The following is a 17,314-nucleotide window of genomic DNA, read 5'->3' as shown; positions in this document are numbered from 1 at the left end:
AACGGTCATTTTTATGTCACACAGTGACCGAACAGGCAATGGTGGTTTTGCAACATGAAGCCGGAAGAACGCCGCGAACGAATGGCCCTGCTGGTCAAGGAAGCGACCAGGATCAGCGTCGACGAGTTGGCCGCGCTGCTCGAAACGTCCCGCGAAACGGTACGGCGCGACCTGACGCTGCTGTCCGAACAGGGGCTGCTGCGGAAAGTGCATGGCGGCGCGGTGTACACGCAGACAGCTCAGGAAAGCCCGCTCGGCGACCGGCGCGCAGCGGCGCGCGCCGAGAAGATCGCCATCGGCCGGACCGCAGCCGGATTGTTCCGGCAAGGCGACAGCCTGCTGATCGACGCGGGCTCGACCACCGCCTATTTCGCGGAAGCGTTGAAGAATTCCGGCAGTTTCACGGTCATCACCAACTCCACCGTGGTGGCCGCGGAGATGTGGTCGTCCCCCTCGCCCAGCGAGGTCTATCTGCTTGGCGGCCGCTATTTCGGCGGCGGGCATGAGGTGCTGGGGTCGCTGGTCGTCGACCAGATCCAGCGCCTGCACACCGACCACGCGGTGCTTACCGTCGGCGCCGTCGACCAGGGCGGCACCTTCATGGACTTCAATGCCGACGAGGCTTTCATCGCGCGGGCGATGATCGCCAGCGCCCGCCGCGTCACCGTGCTGGCCGACAGCAGCAAGCTCGGCAGGCACGCCTTGTTCCAGGTCTGCAAGGCAGATCGGGTGCATCGCCTGGTGACCGAGCGCGCGCCGGACGATGCCGTCGAGAACGCACTCCGGGCGGCCGGCGTGGAAATTATCATAGCAGACCCAGCCCAAAGCACGATCCGATGACGTCTTCATGACATTTCATGTGGCGGGTTCAACAAATTTATGCCCGACCAGGCATTCTTGCGATTGACACGATGACCATTTAGTCATTCTATTTCTCCATTCTCGCAATCTGGCGTTCAACGCCGTAACCGGGGGAGTGGAAGCATGACGCTTTTTGACAAGCGAAGGGCCGCGCTCGGCATCTCCGTCCTTTCTCTGGCCTTGCTGAGTTCCGTGGCAGCATTCGCGGCCGCATGCCCGACCGTCGCCGACCCGCAAAATTTGAAGGGAGCGTTTCCACAGCAGGTCGAGATTGACGAGGCCGCCGCCGCTGGCGTCAGCCTGACGCTCACCGAAAACCCGCTGTTCGCGGAGGATGTCAAAACCGGCAAATTGAAGCCGGTGGGCGAGCGCCTGCCCGAACAGCCGCTGGTCGTCCTGCCCTATGTCGAATGCGGCAAATATGGCGGCACGATCGAAGGTACGTCGCGCGCGCCGACCTCCGGAACCTCCGACATATTGAGCTGGCGGCAGGCGGTGCTGGTGCGCATCTCCGACGATCTGCAGACCATCGTGCCGAACGTCGCGCGCTCCTGGAAATGGGCCGACGACCACAAGTCGATCACCTTCGAGTTGCGCAAGGGCCACAAATGGTCGGACGGCACGCCGTTCGGCGCCGACGACGTGGTCTTCTTCTTCGAGGACATTATCCAGAACAAGGACCTGAGCCCCGAGACGACCACCGAATGGGGCGTCAACGTGCATGCGAAAAAGATCGACGACCAGCATGTCGAGGTGTCGTTCGACGAGCCGTTCCCCGGCTTCCTCACCTACATGGCCACCAACGGCTCGTATTTCAGTACCTTCGCGCCGGCGCATTTCTTCAAGAAATTCATGCCGAAATACAATCCGAAGGCGAACGAAGAGGCCAAGGCCGCCGGCTTCGAGGATTGGAAGAAGTGGTTTGCCAACTACTACAACAAGTACCATGACGATGCGTCGATCTCGGCCGCCGCGCTCGAGGTGCCTACGCTGGAAGCCCATGTCATCGAGATCGCGCCGGACACCCAGCAGCGCCTGCTGAAGGCCAATCCCTACTACTTCAAGGTCGATAGCTCGGGGCAGCAGCTCCCCTACATCGACCGGGTGCGCGAGCGCTTCCTCAACGCCGACCTGCAGGTGCTGGCGATCCTCAACGGCGAGGTCGACTTCAAGGCGCAGGGCAACGAACTCAGTTCCTATCCGACCTTCAAGGAGAACGAGGCGAAGGGCGGCTTCGCGGTGCTTCTGCCGCCCGGCTCGATCGGCAACGCGCTGGCCTTCAACATCACTCATGTCGATCCGAAGCTCAGGGCCGTCTATGGCGACCTGCGCTTCCGCCAGGCGATCAGCCACGCGATCAATCGCGAGGAGATGAACCAGGTCCTGTATTTCGGCCTCGGAAAACCCAGCCAGGCATTGCCGGCTCAGCTCTCCTTCGCCACCGAGGCCGACGCCAACTTTATGATCGACTACGACGTCGCAAAGGCGAACGCCCTGCTCGACGAAATGGGCATGAAGCGCGGCGAAGACGGCATGCGCAGCTTCCCGGACGGCTCGCCCTTCACCATCCTGTGGGAGTATTCGAGCCAGTTCGCCAACGCCGAATTCGTCAAGCTGATGACCGACTACCTCAAGGCGGTCGGCCTGAACGTCAATCCGAAGGAACTGACCAGCGAGGCGACGCGCGAGAACGCCAGGACAAGCCGCTCCGACATCAACATGGAGTGGGACGTTCCCTACGAGCCGACGCTCATTGCCAATATCGGCCTCTACGTTCCCTACTACTCCGACCTTTCGCCGCTGTTCGGCGTGCAGTGGCGCGAATGGGACATGACCGGCGGCACGAAGGGCGAAGAACCGCCGGCCTGGGCCAAGCGCATGTATGAGATCGCGCGCGAATGGAAGACGGTGCTTCCGGGCACGGATCGCTATGTGGAACTCGGCAAGGAACTGATCAAGCTCAATCTCGAGAACATGACGATCATTGGCACGATCGGCGAGCTTCCAAAACCGGTCGTCGTCAGCAACCGCCTCAAGAACGTCAAGACCGACATGAAGACGGTGCACTACAACTTCGGTTATCTTTATCCCTACCAGCCGGACACCTGGTTCAAGGAATAGTCCTAGAATCCGGCCGAGCGGCAGTCTCGCTCGGACCCAAAGTCAGATCCACGACAGGCAGGGAGCGCGATGATCTCGTTTCTGTCACGCCGGCTTGCCTACATGGCGGCGACGCTGCTGCTCGTCTCCTTCGCCTCCTTCGTCATCATCCAGGCCGCGCCCGGCGACTATGCCGAGATCGTCGCGGCCAAGAAGGCGGCGACGGGCGCCATCATCAGCGCGGCGGACGTGCAGGCGGTGCGCGTCGAACTCGGCCTCGACAAGCCCTGGCACGAGCAATACTGGCGCTGGCTCTCCGGGGCGGTGCAGGGCGATTTCGGCTTCAGTTGGGCGTGGCGGCGTCCGGTCGGCGAGGTCATCGCCGAGCGCATGCCGCTGACGCTGGCGATCGCCTTCTCCACCCTGCTTTTCATGTATGCGGTGTCGATCCCGATCGGCATCTATTCGGCGGTTCATCGCTATTCCTTCGGCGACCATGCCTCGTCGCTGATCGGTTATCTCGGACTTGCCATCCCGAATTTCCTGCTGGCGCTGGTGCTGATGTATCTCGGCCAGAAATATTTCGGGCAGAGCGTCGGCGGCCTGTTCTCGCCGGAATTCGCCAACGCGCCTTGGAGCTGGGCGCGGGTAAAGGATTTCCTCGCCCATCTGGTCATCCCGGTGCTGGTGCTCGGCACCGCCGGCACCGCCTATCTGATCCGCTCGATGCGCGCCGCCGTGCTCGACGAACTCGACAAGATGTATGTGCTCGCCGCCAAGGCGAGCGGCCTGTCGCCGATGCAACTGCTCATCCGCTATCCCGTCCGCATGGCGCTCAATCCGATCGCCGCGACGCTCGGCTGGCGGCTGACCTACGTCATCTCGGGCGCGCCGATCGTCGGCTATGTTTTGGCGCTGCCCGACACCGGCCCGCTCTTCCTCAACGCGCTGCTCAACCAGGATATGTACCTCGCCGGCGCGCTCATCTTCCTCTATTGCCTGCTCACGATCATCGGCACCTTCGTGTCGGACCTGCTGCTCGTGCTGCTCGATCCGCGCATCCGGCTGGAGTGACGGCGATGTCCCTGCTCGAAAGCCTCGCGCCGTCGCGTTTCCTGTTCCGCCGCAAGCGCTACCGTCCCGATCTCGCCAGCCAGTGGCAGTTGATGTGGTGGAAGTTCCGCCGCCACAAGATGGCGATGGTCGGCATGGCGCTGCTCGGCGTTTTCCTGGCCATGACGCTGTTCGCCGAGACGATCAGCCCCTACCCGCCCGGCCAGCGCAATCCGAGCTATGTCGCCGGGCCGCCGATGCTGCCGCGGATGATCGACGAGACCGGCGCCGTCCATCTGCGTCCCTTCGTCTATGGCAGCAAGGCTGTGCGCGACATGGTCACGCTGCGCATGACGCACCAGGCCGACATCTCGCAGAAATGGCCGATCCGCTTCTTCGTGCGCGGCACGCCCTACCGGCTGTTCGGCATCATCCCGACCGACATTCATCTGTTCGGCACGGACGAAGGTTTTGTCCACCTGTTCGGCACGGATTTTACCGGGCTCGACCTGTTCTCGCGAACCGTGCATGCAACGCGCGCCTCGCTCGGCGTGGCGCTGGTCGGCGTCACCGTTTCCTTCATCCTCGGCGCCGCGATCGGCGGCATCGCCGGCTATTTCGGCGGGTGGATCGACAATTTCATCATGCGGCTGATCGAGTTCATCCGCTCCATCCCCACGCTGCCGCTGTGGCTGGCGCTGGCGGCGCTGATGCCGCGCGACTGGGGGCCGCTCGCTACCTATCTCGCCATCACCACGATCCTGGCGCTGCTCGGTTGGACATGGCTGGCCCGCACCGTACGCAGCAAGCTGCTCGCCACCCGCCACGAGGATTTCGTGCTCGCCGCGCGGCTCTCCGGCTGCTCGGACGCGCGCATCATCCGCCGCCATTTGCTGCCGTCCTTCCTCAGCTACCTGATCGTCGATGCCTCGATCGCGTTTCCGGAAATCCTGCTGGCGGAAACCTCGCTCTCCTTCCTCGGCCTTGGCCTGCGCGAGCCCGTCGAAAGCTGGGGCGTGCTGCTTTTCGCCGCGCAAAGCATCCGCGCCATCGACCAGGCGCCGTGGCTGATGATCCCCGGCGTCTTCGTCATCATCGCCGTGCTCGCCTTCAACTTCGTCGGCGACGGCCTGCGCGATGCCGCCGACCCCTATTCGAAATCATGATGATCGCACCCATCGACACTCCAGTTCTTTCCGTGCGCGGCCTGTCGATCGCGCTGGACACGCGCGACGGCCATGCCGTGCCGATCACCCAGGACGTGTCATTCGACATCGCGCGCGGTGAGGTGCTGGCGCTGGTCGGCGAAAGCGGCTCGGGCAAGAGCGTGACGGCGCTTGCGCTGATGCAACTGCTCGGCGCCAACCTGAAGGTGGCGCGCGGCGAGATCGCTTTGCACACCCAAGACGGTTTCCGTGCCGACGTGGCGAAGCTGGGTGCACGCGGCAAAGGCATCGAGGCGATCCGCGGCGCGCGCATGGGCATGATCTTCCAGGAGCCGATGAGTTCCTTCTCGCCCATCCACACGATCGGCCAGCAGATCGCCGAGGTCGTGACCGTACATGAGGACGTCGGCCGCAAGGCGGCCCGCGCCCGGGCCGCCGAACTGCTCGGCAAGGTCGGCATCCCCGATCCCGTCGGGGCGCTCGACCGATACCCGTCGGAATTCTCCGGAGGCATGCGCCAGCGCGCCATGATCGCCCGGGCGCTCATCTGCGGACCGAGCCTGCTCATCGCCGACGAGCCGACCACCGCGCTCGACGTCACCATCCAGGGCCAGATCCTCGAACTGCTGCGCAGCCTGCAGCGCGACCTCGGCATGGCGATCCTGTTCATCACCCACGATCTCGGCATCGTCGCCCAGATGGCCGACCGGGTGGCCGTCATGTATTCCGGCCGCATCATCGAGAGCGCCCCGGTGCGCGACATCTTTCGCAGGCCCGCGCATCCCTACACGCGGGCTTTGCTCGACGCGGTTCCGCGCCTCGGCGACATCGATCGCGGCCGGCGCATCCGTCCGATCGCCGGCTCGGTGCCAAACATATTCGACGTGCCGCCCGGCTGCCGCTTTCATCCGCGCTGTCCGGTCGCCGTGCTGCCGCGCTGCGCCGAGTTGCAGCCGCCGCGTTATGCCAGCGGCCGCCACGAGGTCGAATGTGTCCATGGCGAGAAGGTTTTGGCATGACGACTGAAACTGCTTCGAGGCCACAGGCTGCCGAAGGACCTTCGGCGACAGCCCTGCTGACGGTGAAAAACCTGTCGGTACGCTTCCCCACCCGCACCAAAGGCTTCTTCGCAAAACCGGCCGGCTATGTCAGCGCGGTCGACCACGTGTCGTTCGAGATCGCGCGCGGCGAGACGCTCGGCCTGGTCGGCGAAAGCGGCTCCGGCAAGACGACGCTCGGGCTGGCGGTGCTGCGCGGCGTCGAACCGACCGCCGGCACGGTCGAACTGGCCGCGGGTGGCGGCACGCTTGCCGTCACCAGCCTCGACAAGCAGGCGCTGCGCCGCTCGCGCCACCACATGCAGATGATCTTTCAGGACCCCTACGCGTCGCTGAATCCACGCATGACGGTGCGTGACATCGTCTCCGAGCCGCTGATCGCCGGCGCGGGTGACTGGGGCCGGCTGTCGCGCAGGCAGATCGACGACCGCGTGCTAGACATCGCTGTGAAATGCGGCCTGTCGAAGGACCAGTTGAAGCGTTTCCCGCACGCCTTCTCCGGCGGCCAGCGCCAGCGCATCGCCATTGCCCGCGCGCTGGTGCTCAATCCGGCGCTGGTGGTCTGCGACGAGCCGATCTCCTCGCTCGACGTGTCGATCCAGGCGCAAATTCTCAACCTTCTCGCCGACCTTCAGGAAAGCCTGGGGCTCACCTACCTGTTCATCGCCCACGACCTCGCCGCCGTCGCCTATGTCTGCAACCGCGTCGCGGTCATGTATCTCGGCAAGATCGTCGAAGTCGGTACCACTCGCCAGGTCTATTACAAGCCAAAGCATCCCTACACCGAGGCGCTGATGTCGGCGGTGCCGGAACCCGACCCGGACGCTCCGCGCCGGCCGATCCTGCTCACCGGCGAGCGCCCCGACCCGGCCAACCCGCCCTCCGGCTGCCGTTTCCGAACACGCTGCATCTACGCCACCGCGCTCTGCGCCGAGCGTGTACCCCCGCTTCGCGACTTGGCCGACGGCCACATGGTCGCCTGCCATCATGCTGACCAGTTGAAACTTCGCGGTGCGCTGGATTTCGCGGGGTCGGAGCGGCAGGAGGCGACTGATGATCGTTTTTGATCGGCAGGGCTGCCTCGCCAACGGCACATCTCAAACCGCTAACAGCGTGGCAATCGCAAATGGGCATCGTCGTATTTCGTCCAACACCCCTCATCCGACCTCGCTTCGCTCGGCTACCTTCTCCCACAAGGGGAGAAGGGGGAGTTCGGCCGCTTCGCTTCTGCAAATCTCCAACGTTGGCGATTGGCGGCGAGGCTACCGCGAAACATCCCCTTCTCCCCTTGTGGGAGAAGGGGGCCGAGCGAAGCGAGGTCGGATGAGGGGTGTTGGACGGAATACGACGACGACCATCTGCGGTTGCTCCGCTAGACGGTGAACACTTGTAGCAAATCCCTCACCGCCCCGCGAACACGTGCAACTCCGACCCCACCTGCTGCATCGCCTCGCGGAACCCGGCCGGCGGCTCGGCATCGGTGACGATGTCGGAAATGTCGCCGAGCTTGCAGACGCGCTGCAGGCTGGCGCGGCCGAACTTGTCGTGGGTGACGACCAGCACCGTCGACATGGCCTGGTCGATCATCGCCCGCTTCACGGCGACCGCCCCGGAAATCATGTCGTTCGGTCCGTCCACCGTTATGCCGGACGCCCCGATGATGGCGACGTCGGCATTGTAGCGGCTGACATATTCGACCGTGTCCTCGCCAAGCACGCTGCCCTCGCGATTGTCGTAAGTGCCAGGGCAAAGGATGACGCGGAAGGTGGGGTTGCCGCCGGAGACCGAGGCTATGCCGGTCGAATTGGTGATAATCGTCAGGTCGCGGCTGAACTGCGCCAGGTTGCGCGCCGCCTCGTAGGTGGTCGAGCCGCCGTCGATCATCACGATCTGGCCCTTCTCGACCAGCCCGACCGTGCCGCGGCCGATGCGCGCGCGCTCATCGACCAGCGTCAGGCCGCGTTCGGAGATCGCCGGCTCGCTGGTCACCAGCGAGATGGTGGCGCCGCCATAGGTGCGGTTGATCAGCCCGGCGTCGCCAAGTTCGATCAGGTCGCGGCGGATGGTCTCGCCGGCGACGCCGATCCGCTTGGCGAGTTTCGAGATGCGGATGGCGGCCGAGGTTCTTATCTCGGAAAGGATGAGCTCGTGCCTTTCCTTCTTGGTCAGCCTGCCGTTGTCCATTCCTACCCCTTTGCCGCGATCAGCATGTCCGCGAGTTCGGCGAATCCGTCAGCGCCTCGACCTTTAGCCACATACGCCGGCGGCGCGGGCAAATCAGCCCCGAAATCAAGCACATTAGCTACACCGACGCTGTTGGGGAAGAAGCCGAACATGGGGGAATCGTTGGGACTGTCGCCAGCGAAGACGATCCGGTCACGATCTTGGTCGATATCGATGCCGAAACACTCGCGCAGGAACAGCCGGCTGGTCGACAATTTGTCGTATCCGCCGAACCAACCGTTGACGTGGATCGACGAGACTTTTGCGGTGGCGCCGAAGCGCTCGAAGATGCCGACGATCCTTTTGACGTCCGCCTTGGCCAGCGGCGGCACATCCTCGCAGAAGTCGATGGCGAGATCGGCCTCGCGGTAAGCCTGATCGGCTGCCACTGCCGCGCCGGGCACTTCCGCCAGGACCGCATCGCGGATCTGCGCCAGAAGCGCCGCATCGCACCGACGCTCGTCAAAACTCTTGGCGTAGTGGCGGGTGAGCCGCCTGCTCTCGTCTTCGTAGCGGAAGAAGAATGCGCCGTTTTCGCCCACCACCCCGTCCACCGGCCATTGCCGGGCGATCAGGTCGCACCAGCCGGCGGGCCGGCCGGTCACCGGGGCAACAATAAAACCCGCCTGCTTCAGCCGCTCCAGCGCGCAATAGGCTTTTGCCGGCAGCCGGCCGTGCTCGGTCAGCGTGTCGTCGATGTCGGTCAGCACCACCGAAATCTTCCGCCGCTCCTCCATCGGCATCCCGGCGAGCGGCCGCATGTCACGCGCCTTCCGCGTAGAGCGGCGCCAGCGCCTCGAACAGGGTGCGGTAGCGGCGATAGCAGCGGTCGTAGAGGTCGGCGCGCGCCGGGTCGGGCATGATGGTGTCCAGCGTGCGCGGTACCGCCGCCGCGGCTTCTGCGACGCTGGCCGCGCCACCCACCGCGACGCTCGCCAGGATGGCGGCGCCGATCGGCGAGGTGTCGGCGGCGTTCAGCACCTCAACCGGCCGGCGGCTGACGTCGGCGCGGATCTGCGCCCAGATGCGGCTCTTGGCGCCGCCGCCGCACAGGCGGATGCGGCCGGCCCCGACGCCCATCGCCTCCAGCCGGTCGACCACGTCGCGCATGGCGAAGGCGCAGCCTTCCAGCAAGGCGCGGGCGCAGGCGGCCCGGCCGTGGGCGGGCGTCAGCCCGTAGAAGGCGCCGCGCGCGCCTTCTATCCATCGCGGGGCCATCGCGCCGTTGAGCGCCGGCAGGAACAACAGGTCGCCGCTTCCGGGCGCAGCGCTCGCAGCCAATGCCGAAAGCTCGGCCGGCGTACCGGCGCTGAAGGTCGACAGGAACCAGGTGACCGCGCCACCGGCCAGCCAGCCCGGATTGCCGAGATAGAAGCGGCCGCCGACATAACCGTGGGTCTGGAGCAGGCCCTCGCCGTCCAGCCTGGGATCATCCGACACCGCGCCGATGACTTCTCCCGTGCCGAGGCTCACCGACACCGTGCCCGGCTCGACCACGCCGGCGCCGATTGCGTTGGTGAAATCGTCGCCGGTGCCGACCGCCACCGTGATGCCTTCCGGCAGCCCGGTGAGGTCCGCGCCAGCCCTCGACAGCATGCCGGCCGCCGAAGACGCCTCGCCAATCGCCGGCATCTTTTCCCGATCAACGTCGAACAGGTCGAGCAGGTCGTCGGCATAACCTCGCTCCTTGAGGCCGTAGAGCATGGTCGTCGAGGCCAGCCCATGGTCCATCATCGCTTCGCCGCACAATCTCTGCAGCATGTACGACACCGGTTGGTGCCACATGCGGCAGGCCGCCGTCTCCGGCAGGTTTTGCTTCATCCAGCGAATCTTGGCAGCCATATGCGAGGCGTCGAGCACCAGCCCGGTCCGCTCTCGGATGTGACCGGCATCGATGCCGGCTACCTCCGCCACCGCGCGCCGGTCCATCCAGATGATGCAGGGCGCCAGCGCGCGGCCATCGCCGTTCACCGGCACGCAGCCGTCGAGCTGGCCGCTGACGGCGATGCCCTTGATGTCGCGCGGCTTCAGCTTGCTCGCCTCCAGCGCCTTGCGGATCGCCGGCCGCAGCGCGCCGAGCCAGAGCGCTGGATCCTGTTCCGCCCATCCTGGCGCCGGGAAGCTCGGCTGGTAGCTCACGCCCGCCTCGCCGCGCAGCCTGAAATCGCCGTCGACGACGACCGCCTTCAGGCTCTGCGTACCGAGATCGACGCCGACGACCGCCACGCTCAGGCGCTCTCGCAGTCGGCGAGAACGTCGCGGAGCTGCGAGATGATCGAGCCCTTCGACGGCGAGTAGGAGCCGTTGAACACCGCCGTGCCGATGGTGAAGGCGTCCGCGCCCGCCGCCTTGACCGCCCTGATCCGCTCCGCCGAGGTGACGGCACCGGCGACGATCAGATACTTTTCCGGCCCCAGCCCCTTTCGGGCGGCGCGCACCAGGTCGATCGGCTCGGCTTCTGTCGCGCGATATGCAAGGATGTCGCAGCCGGCACAACCCTTGCCGACAAATCCCCGGCAATCCGCTTCCACATCGGCCGCCGTGCCGCCGAGTTTCGTCGGATGGCCGGCCGGCTTGCCGGGGAAGGGAAAATAGCTGGTCCCGCTGCCGCCGAGGATTTCCAGGATTTCGTCCACCTGCGTGCCGCCGAGCAGCCGCTGCACACCGAGCTCGCGGGCGATGCGCGCAGATTGCAGGCAGGCCTCCGGCGTGGTCGAGACCACCTCCATGTAAGAGACCGCGCCGGCCCGGTGGATGTCCGCGACCAGCGTCTTCAGCACAGAGGGCGGCACGCCGATATCCTTGAAGCCGACATGCTTCAGGCCGACCGGCTCGATCAGCCTCATCAGGTCGAGGCTGTCCTCTACCGTGCGGTCGTCGCGCGTCAGCATGAATATGAAATCCATCACGATCCGGCACCCTGCATTCTTTTCGGTTGCGCGTCCATTCCGGCCCGCTGAGACGGTCATAACACCGTTCCACAGAAATTTGCAAGTTGCCACATTTTTGTTTGCGACATGGCACATTCTATGCCACAAAGCCATCAGCCAAGGGGAACAATCGGGAGATCGTCATGAAGACTTTTGCAGGTCGCCTCATCATGGGAGGCATCGCCTCAGTCCTGTTGCAGGTTGCGCAGGCTGGGGCATGGACACTGGAAGAAGCCGCCAAGCCCTATAGCGGTGCCACCGTCCGCGTCGTCGGCGAGGCGCTGCCGCCGCTGGAGGCGCTGGCGAAGCTGGCGCCACAGTTCGAGCAGGCCACCGGCATCGACGTCGAAGTCGAGATGTACGAGCACTCGGAAGCGGTCAACAAGGTGCAGCTCGACCTCAACTCCAGGCGCGGCCGCTACGACGTCATCATCCAGCCGCATCGCGAACTCGGCAAGTTCGCCACCAACGGCCATTTGCTCGACCTTGCCGGCTTCATGAACGACGCCGCCCTGCGCGACCCGACCTTCAAACCGGAAGAGCAGCTCTACGAGAAGCCGTGGAAGGAGATCTCCTGGTACGACGGCAAGATGTACGGTTTCCCGTTCACCGTTCTCAACCTTTTCATGTGGTATCGCACCGACCTGCTCTCCGATCCCAAGGAGATGGAAGGTTTCAAGGCAAAATACGGCTACGACCTCGCCCCCGCCCAGAACTGGGACCAGTATCGCGATATCGCCGAATGGTTTTATCGGCCCGACCAGGGCCTCTACGGCACCGCGCTGCAGGCCAAGCGCCACGAGGCGCTGTGGTATGAATGGCTGAACTTCCTCTATTCCTTCGGCGGCGATGTGCTCGACGTGAAGAGCGGTTCCGAATGCGGCCCGGTCATCGTCAACAGCCCGCAAGCCGTTGCTGCGCTTGACTACTACAAGAGCCTGCTCGCCTATTCGCCGCCGGACAGCCTGAACTATTTCTGGGACGACGTGATGGCCCTCATGCAGCAGGGCAAGGTCGCCGAGCTGATCATGTGGAACGACGCCACCTACGCCGTCGCCGTCGACGAGACCGCCTCGACGGTGGTCGGCAAGGTCGGCTTCGACATCACCCCGCAGGGCGAAGGCGGCAAGGTCGGCCAGATCGAAGGCTGGTCCTATCTTGTGCCGACCTATTCGAAGAACCAGCAGGCGGCCTTCCTGTTCATGCAGTGGATGATGGGCTACGACCGCCAGTTGGAGCAGCATCTCAATGGCGGCGCCACCGGTCGGCCCGACGTCTACGCCGCGGCCGAAGTGCAGAAGCTGCCCTACTCCAACGCCTCGATGGCCGCGCACGAGGCCGGCAGGCCGAAGGCGACGCTGCCGCAATCCTCCGAGATGACCGACATCCTGGTGCGCGAGCTTTCCTCCTCGCTCACCGGGGAGAAGAGCTCCAAGGCCGCACTCGACACGGCGGCCACGGAAATCTCGAAACTTCTCGGCTCCTGCGCGCCGATGAGCTATCCGGCACTATAGGCTCGTCAGGCAGCGCGACGGCCGCCTTTTTGGGGCGGCCGTCTGTCTTAGGCACCCCCTCACCGGCCCTTCGGGCCACCTCTCCCCCCTAAGAGGGGTAGAGGAAAGGCGCTGCCGCGATGCCGGCGCTTCTGCAGCCTGGTTTCCTCTACCCCTCTTAGGGGGGAGAGGTGGCCCGAAGGGCCGGAGTGGGGGTGCTTTATCGGCCAAGATGACTCCCTATGATATTGCACCTTTCTTGAGAGCCGGTTTGCCCATGACCGCCAGCACCCGTGGAACGCTCCTGCTCGACCGCGGCGTCGGACCGCTGCTGGTCCTGCCTGCGACGCTGCTTGTCGTCGTGTTCCTCGTCGGCCCGTTCTATTACATGATGTACACGGCGCTGACCGATCTCAGCTTCGCCGACGCCAGCCGCAACGGCAACTTCGTCGGCCTCGACAATTTTCGCAAATTGATGCGCGACGACCCGCTGTTCTGGGACTCGTTCCTGCTCACGCTGAGGTTCGTCGTGCTCGCCGTCTCGATCGAATTCGTGCTTGGCTTCGCGCTCGCCTTCCTGATCTTCAGATTTGTCGCCCGCCAGCGGCTGCTGACCACGCTGCTGCTCATCCCGATGATGATCGCTCCCGTTGCCGTCGGCCTGATCTGGCGCCTGCTGCTGCAGGGCGATTTCGGCATGGTCACCTATTACATGCGCAAGGTCGGCCTGCTGTCGCAGAACGCCGCCGTGCTGTCGTCGCCGGACCTCGTCTTCCCGGCCATCGTCGCCATCGACGTCTGGCAGTGGACGCCCTTCGTCACGCTGGTCATGCTGGCCGGGCTGATGAGTCTGCCGCGCTCGCCCATCGAGGCGGCGATGATGGACGGCGCCGGCCCGGTCCGCGTCTTCCTCGACGTCATGCTGCCGCTGCTGAAGCCCATCATCGCGCTGGTGCTTTTGCTGCGCGGCATCGACGCCTTCAAGGAATTCGACAAGGTGTTCATCATGACCGGCGGCGGGCCGGGCACGCTGACCGAACTCGTCTCCATCTATGCCTACCGCGTCAACTTCCGGAACTGGGACCTCGGCTACGGCGCGGCGGTGGCCTTCATGGTCTATCTGGTCGTGCTGATCCTCTGCTCGATCTTTTACAAGGCGATCTACTGGTCGGCCAACAGGCCGGCGCCGCTCGGAGGGCATGGCTGATGGATCGCCCGGCAAGCCGTCCGTGGGTCGCCTTCGCCTGGGCCGTTCTGGCCGTCGCGGTGGTGGTTGCGCTCACCCCCTACCTCTGGATCGTGCTGGCGTCGTTCAAGAACCGGGTCGACCTGTTCGCCTCGATTCCCAAATGGACGTTCACGCCGACGCTCGCCAACTATCCCGCCGTCTTCATCGGCAAGGACTACTGGCCGCTCGCCATAAACTCGCTGGTCATCTCTACGTCCTCGACCGCGCTCTGCATCGCCATCGGCGCGCCGGCGGCCTATGTCTTCGCCCGTATGGATTTTCCGGGCAAGGAAGACCTGTTCTTCTTTTTCCTGACGACCCGCATGGCGCCGCCGATCTCGATCGCCGTGCCGCTGTTCCTGTTCTTCACCGCGCTCGGGCTGATCGACACGATCTATGCCGTGGTCATCGCCCACACCTCCTTCAACCTGTCGCTGGTGGTGTGGATGATGCGCGGCTTCTTCGCCGACATCCCGAGAGAGATCGACGAGGCGGCGGTCATGGACGGGCGCTCGCGGCTCGGCGCCTTCCTGTTCATCGTCGTGCCGCTCGCCGCCCCCGGCCTCGCCGCCACGGCTGTGCTGTGCTTCATCCTGTCCTGGAACGAGTTCCTCTACGCCTTCATCCTGGTCGCCTTCGAGGGCCGGCCGCTGACCGTGGGCATTCCCGGCCTGGTGACGCCGCACGGCACGCTATGGGGCCAGGTGGCGGCGGTCGCGATCGTCGCCACGCTGCCGATCGTCGTCTTCACCTTCATCGTTCAGCGGCAACTGGTCCGCGGACTGACATTTGGCGCCGTCAAGGGCTGATCGTGCATGGACATCGTTTTCGAGGGCATATCGAAGGTATTTCCGGACGGCACCGCTGCCCTGCACGGGCTTGATCTCGCCTTCGAGACCGGCGAGTTCATCGTGCTGCTCGGGCCGTCCGGTTCCGGCAAGACCACGGCCTGCCGGGTGCTGGCCGGACTGGAGAACCCGACCGGCGGCCGCATCCTGGTCGGAGGGCGCGACATCACCGCCCTGCCGCCACGCCTGCGCGGCATCGGCATGGTGTTCCAGAACTACGCGCTCTACAGCCACAAGACGGTTTTCGAGAACATCGCCTACCCGCTGCGCGTGCGAAAAATCCCGCGCGCCGAGATCGAGCGCAGCGTCAAGGCCATGGCCGACCTGCTGCAGATCGGCCGCTACCTCAACCGGAAGCCCGGCCAGCTCTCCGGCGGCCAGGCGCAGCGCGTGGCGGTCGCCCGCGCGCTGGTCTGGCAGCCAGACATCTGCCTGATGGACGAGCCGCTCTCCAACCTCGACGCGCTGCTACGGCTGCACATGCGCACCGAATTGAAGCGCCTGCACCGCGAGTTGCGAAAAACCTTTGTGTTCGTCACCCACGACCAGGAAGAGGCGATGACGCTCGCCACCCGCGTCGCCGTCCTGCGCGACGGCGAGTTGGTCCAGTTCGACACGCCGCAGACTGTCTACCGCAAGCCTGCCAGCCGCTTCGTCGCCGAGTTCATGGGCCGGCCGGCGATGAATACTTTTGACGGCGCCGTGGCCGGAGGCAATTTCAGGGCAGCCGGCTTCGACCTGCCCGTGACCGGATTGCCGGACGGCCCGATCACGCTCGGCATAAGGCCGGAGCAGATCGAGCTGGTCGACGCCTCGGCTGCGGATGCCGTCGTCTTCGAGGTGGACGTGGTCGACCATGTCGAGCCGGACATGCTCATCTTCGCACGGCGCGGCGCGAGCGGCCTGATCGTGCGCACCCCCAACGGCACGCGCGGCCCCGAGCACGGCGCGCTGCTGCATTTGCGTTTCCCGTCGGGCGCCATGCATGCCTTCGACGCCAAGACCGGACAGCGTCTTTGATGGGCTCGCTGCTGACCTTCCTGCCGGTCCCGGCCGCCGCCCTGTTCGCCTGGGCGTTTCAACGCTTCAACCGCCGCCGAAAATGGTTCACTGTCGGCGAGCTGATCTTCTGGGACATCGTCGTGCTGGTCGTCCTGCAGCTTGTCTGGCTGATCTGGTTCTGAGCGGACGCATGCTCCGGCTTGTCCGGCATCAGGGGCGCCCTCATCGTACTGCCAGCATCAGGTGGACCAGTACCGACGGCTGCCGACAAGCTCCACGACAGAGCATTTCCGATGAATGCGAAACGCCGTCACGCGAACGCGAAATGCCCACTTGTGAAGCGCGAAGTCCCAAAAATCGGCGCGGAATGAAGCCAATCGCGCTACCTTCGATGTCCCATCCCATTAAGCCTCTGAAATCGCTCGATATTCAGGACTTCACAGACTTGAGTTTTCGTGCAGTTTCACACCGGCCGATAGACTTTCTCGGCCGTGTTCCCGAAAATATTCTCCTGATCTTTCAAGCTCTTGCGCGCCGCCGCCGCGCGATGCGCGGCGATCAGCTCGGCATGGCTGGTCCACAATTTCTCGATCGGGAAATTCGAGCCGAACATCAGCCTGTCGCTGCCCAGGATCTCGATCGCCGCGTCGTAAATCAGCGCGATCAGCTCCGGGTCGTTGCGATGCACGAACGTGCCCAGGCCGGACAATTTCGCGAATAAATTTGGGGCCTTAGCTAGCGTCCGCAGACCTTGCTTCCATTCCTCTATCGTCTTTTCGTCGCTTGCCGTCAGCATGCCGGCATGGGTCAGAATGAAGTCGGTTTGCGGATTCTCTCCAACCAGTTGCAACCCGTCCTTCATCTGCGCCGGAAACAGTTGCAGGTCGAAGGAAAGGCCGTAATCCTTTAACCGGGCTACGTTTTTCCGAACCGTCGGGTCGATCACCTGGTCGGCTGATCCGGCGAAACGGAAGGCTGGTGTCTCGTGCCAATGCAGTTGCATCCGCACCCCGCGCAAAAGCGGATATTTGATCAGCCGGTCGATCTGCGGCCGGACGTCGTCGACGGTAAAATCCGCATATCCGACAATGGCATGCGGCCATCCGCTGCGCTCCGCCGTCTCGCTCAGGAAAGCAACTTCCTTCTCGAAATCCTCCTTGGCCCAATTGGTCTGGACGTACACCGCCTTCCCGACGCCGGACCCCTCCTGGTCGGCCAGAAACTCCTCGATCGGATAGTCCCGCCGGATCGGTTCGTAGGGCCCGAAGATGCGCGGAACCATCGGCCCGACCAGCCACGGCTGGTCCTTTTGCCGCCAGATGTGGAAGTGAGAATCGATGGCTTTCCGCATG

General features: G+C 64.5%; 16 protein-coding genes. 11 read left to right on the top strand and 5 right to left on the bottom strand.

Annotated elements, in window-relative coordinates; genetic code table 11:
- Positions 1–54 precede the first annotated feature (54 nt).
- The 6 genes from RB623_RS14845 (at position 55) to RB623_RS14820 (ending at position 7,305) form a co-directional block, all read left to right on the top strand.
- Positions 55–840, top strand: a complete 786-nt coding sequence (locus tag RB623_RS14845) for a DeoR/GlpR family DNA-binding transcription regulator (protein ID WP_308057641.1) — start codon at positions 55–57, stop codon at positions 838–840.
- Between the two features lie 144 nt (positions 841–984).
- Positions 985–2,982, top strand: a complete 1,998-nt coding sequence (locus RB623_RS14840; RefSeq protein WP_308057640.1) for an ABC transporter substrate-binding protein — start codon at positions 985–987, stop codon at positions 2,980–2,982.
- Between the two features lie 69 nt (positions 2,983–3,051).
- On the top strand, positions 3,052–4,035 hold the full coding sequence (locus tag RB623_RS14835) for an ABC transporter permease (RefSeq protein ID WP_308057638.1): 984 nt from the start codon (positions 3,052–3,054) through the stop codon (positions 4,033–4,035).
- Positions 4,036–4,040: 5 nt separating this feature from the next.
- Positions 4,041–5,180 (top strand): ABC transporter permease, encoded by a 1,140-nt coding sequence (locus tag RB623_RS14830; RefSeq protein ID WP_308057637.1) that lies wholly within the window; start codon positions 4,041–4,043, stop codon positions 5,178–5,180.
- Entirely contained in the window at positions 5,177–6,199 is a 1,023-nt protein-coding gene (locus RB623_RS14825; protein ID WP_308057636.1) for an ABC transporter ATP-binding protein, read from the top strand. Before RB623_RS14830 ends, RB623_RS14825 begins: the two co-directional genes overlap by 4 nt.
- The gene (locus RB623_RS14820; protein ID WP_308057635.1) at positions 6,196–7,305 is read left to right on the top strand and encodes an oligopeptide/dipeptide ABC transporter ATP-binding protein; all 1,110 of its coding nucleotides are present in this window, start codon (positions 6,196–6,198) and stop codon (positions 7,303–7,305) included. The genes RB623_RS14825 and RB623_RS14820 overlap by 4 nt, the downstream gene beginning before the upstream one ends.
- Before the next feature lie 334 nt (positions 7,306–7,639).
- On the opposite strand, the gene RB623_RS14815 is transcribed toward RB623_RS14820, so the two are convergent.
- Genes RB623_RS14815 through RB623_RS14800 form a run of 4 tightly spaced genes read right to left on the bottom strand, consistent with a single transcriptional unit; the run spans position 7,640 to position 11,370 of the window.
- Positions 7,640–8,422, bottom strand: coding sequence for a DeoR/GlpR family DNA-binding transcription regulator (locus RB623_RS14815; RefSeq protein WP_308057634.1), 783 nt, complete (start codon positions 8,420–8,422; stop codon positions 7,640–7,642).
- 2 nt (positions 8,423–8,424) lie between these two features.
- Entirely contained in the window at positions 8,425–9,222 is a 798-nt protein-coding gene (locus RB623_RS14810) for an HAD-IIB family hydrolase (RefSeq protein ID WP_308057633.1), read from the bottom strand.
- 1 nt (position 9,223) lies between these two features.
- Positions 9,224–10,687, bottom strand: a complete 1,464-nt coding sequence (locus tag RB623_RS14805) for an FGGY family carbohydrate kinase (protein WP_308057632.1) — start codon at positions 10,685–10,687, stop codon at positions 9,224–9,226.
- A gap of 2 nt (positions 10,688–10,689) precedes the next feature.
- Entirely contained in the window at positions 10,690–11,370 is a 681-nt protein-coding gene (locus RB623_RS14800) for a 4-hydroxythreonine-4-phosphate dehydrogenase (RefSeq protein WP_308057631.1), read from the bottom strand.
- Between the two features lie 164 nt (positions 11,371–11,534).
- On the opposite strand from RB623_RS14800, the gene RB623_RS14795 reads away from it, so the two are divergent.
- The 5 genes from RB623_RS14795 (at position 11,535) to RB623_RS14775 (ending at position 16,144) form a co-directional block, all read left to right on the top strand.
- Entirely contained in the window at positions 11,535–12,905 is a 1,371-nt protein-coding gene (locus tag RB623_RS14795) for a sugar ABC transporter substrate-binding protein (RefSeq protein ID WP_308057630.1), read from the top strand.
- 256 nt (positions 12,906–13,161) lie between these two features.
- On the top strand, positions 13,162–14,091 hold the full coding sequence (locus tag RB623_RS14790; RefSeq protein WP_308057629.1) for a sugar ABC transporter permease: 930 nt from the start codon (positions 13,162–13,164) through the stop codon (positions 14,089–14,091).
- Complete coding sequence (locus RB623_RS14785) at positions 14,091–14,921, top strand: carbohydrate ABC transporter permease (protein WP_308057628.1); 831 nt, start codon at positions 14,091–14,093, stop codon at positions 14,919–14,921. The genes RB623_RS14790 and RB623_RS14785 overlap by 1 nt, the downstream gene beginning before the upstream one ends.
- A 6-nt stretch (positions 14,922–14,927) precedes the next feature.
- On the top strand, positions 14,928–15,980 hold the full coding sequence (locus RB623_RS14780) for an ABC transporter ATP-binding protein (protein ID WP_308057627.1): 1,053 nt from the start codon (positions 14,928–14,930) through the stop codon (positions 15,978–15,980).
- A complete protein-coding gene (locus RB623_RS14775) occupies positions 15,980–16,144 on the top strand; it encodes a hypothetical protein (RefSeq protein ID WP_308057626.1) in 165 nt (54 codons plus the stop codon). The genes RB623_RS14780 and RB623_RS14775 overlap by 1 nt, the downstream gene beginning before the upstream one ends.
- A gap of 281 nt (positions 16,145–16,425) precedes the next feature.
- Here RB623_RS14775 and RB623_RS14770 read toward each other — a convergent pair whose 3' ends face one another.
- Positions 16,426–17,313, bottom strand: coding sequence for an amidohydrolase (locus tag RB623_RS14770; protein ID WP_308057625.1), 888 nt, complete (start codon positions 17,311–17,313; stop codon positions 16,426–16,428).
- Position 17,314 lies beyond the last annotated feature (1 nt).

It is taken from the genome of Mesorhizobium sp. LHD-90, assembly GCF_030929505.1.
GTDB lineage: Bacteria > Pseudomonadota > Alphaproteobacteria > Rhizobiales > Rhizobiaceae > Kumtagia.
Note: the sequence above shows the minus strand (reverse complement) of the source record. Positions and strands in the feature narration are given on the sequence as shown.

What these genes read in the sequence shown, in the direction of transcription:
- RB623_RS14845 (WP_308057641.1), top strand. Translation starts at nt 55, where the DNA reads ATGAAGCCGGAAGAACGCCGCGAACGAATGGCCCTGCTGGTCAAGGAA.
- RB623_RS14840 (WP_308057640.1), top strand. Translation starts at nt 985, where the DNA reads ATGACGCTTTTTGACAAGCGAAGGGCCGCGCTCGGCATCTCCGTCCTT.
- RB623_RS14835 (WP_308057638.1), top strand. Translation starts at nt 3,052, where the DNA reads ATGATCTCGTTTCTGTCACGCCGGCTTGCCTACATGGCGGCGACGCTG.
- RB623_RS14830 (WP_308057637.1), top strand. Translation starts at nt 4,041, where the DNA reads ATGTCCCTGCTCGAAAGCCTCGCGCCGTCGCGTTTCCTGTTCCGCCGC.
- RB623_RS14825 (WP_308057636.1), top strand. Translation starts at nt 5,177, where the DNA reads ATGATGATCGCACCCATCGACACTCCAGTTCTTTCCGTGCGCGGCCTG.
- RB623_RS14820 (WP_308057635.1), top strand. Translation starts at nt 6,196, where the DNA reads ATGACGACTGAAACTGCTTCGAGGCCACAGGCTGCCGAAGGACCTTCG.
- RB623_RS14815 (WP_308057634.1), bottom strand. Translation starts at nt 8,422, where the DNA reads ATGGACAACGGCAGGCTGACCAAGAAGGAAAGGCACGAGCTCATCCTT.
- RB623_RS14810 (WP_308057633.1), bottom strand. Translation starts at nt 9,222, where the DNA reads ATGCGGCCGCTCGCCGGGATGCCGATGGAGGAGCGGCGGAAGATTTCG.
- RB623_RS14795 (WP_308057630.1), top strand. Translation starts at nt 11,535, where the DNA reads ATGAAGACTTTTGCAGGTCGCCTCATCATGGGAGGCATCGCCTCAGTC.
- RB623_RS14790 (WP_308057629.1), top strand. Translation starts at nt 13,162, where the DNA reads ATGACCGCCAGCACCCGTGGAACGCTCCTGCTCGACCGCGGCGTCGGA.
- RB623_RS14785 (WP_308057628.1), top strand. Translation starts at nt 14,091, where the DNA reads ATGGATCGCCCGGCAAGCCGTCCGTGGGTCGCCTTCGCCTGGGCCGTT.
- RB623_RS14780 (WP_308057627.1), top strand. Translation starts at nt 14,928, where the DNA reads ATGGACATCGTTTTCGAGGGCATATCGAAGGTATTTCCGGACGGCACC.
- RB623_RS14775 (WP_308057626.1), top strand. Translation starts at nt 15,980, where the DNA reads ATGGGCTCGCTGCTGACCTTCCTGCCGGTCCCGGCCGCCGCCCTGTTC.
- RB623_RS14770 (WP_308057625.1), bottom strand. Translation starts at nt 17,313, where the DNA reads ATGCGGAAAGCCATCGATTCTCACTTCCACATCTGGCGGCAAAAGGAC.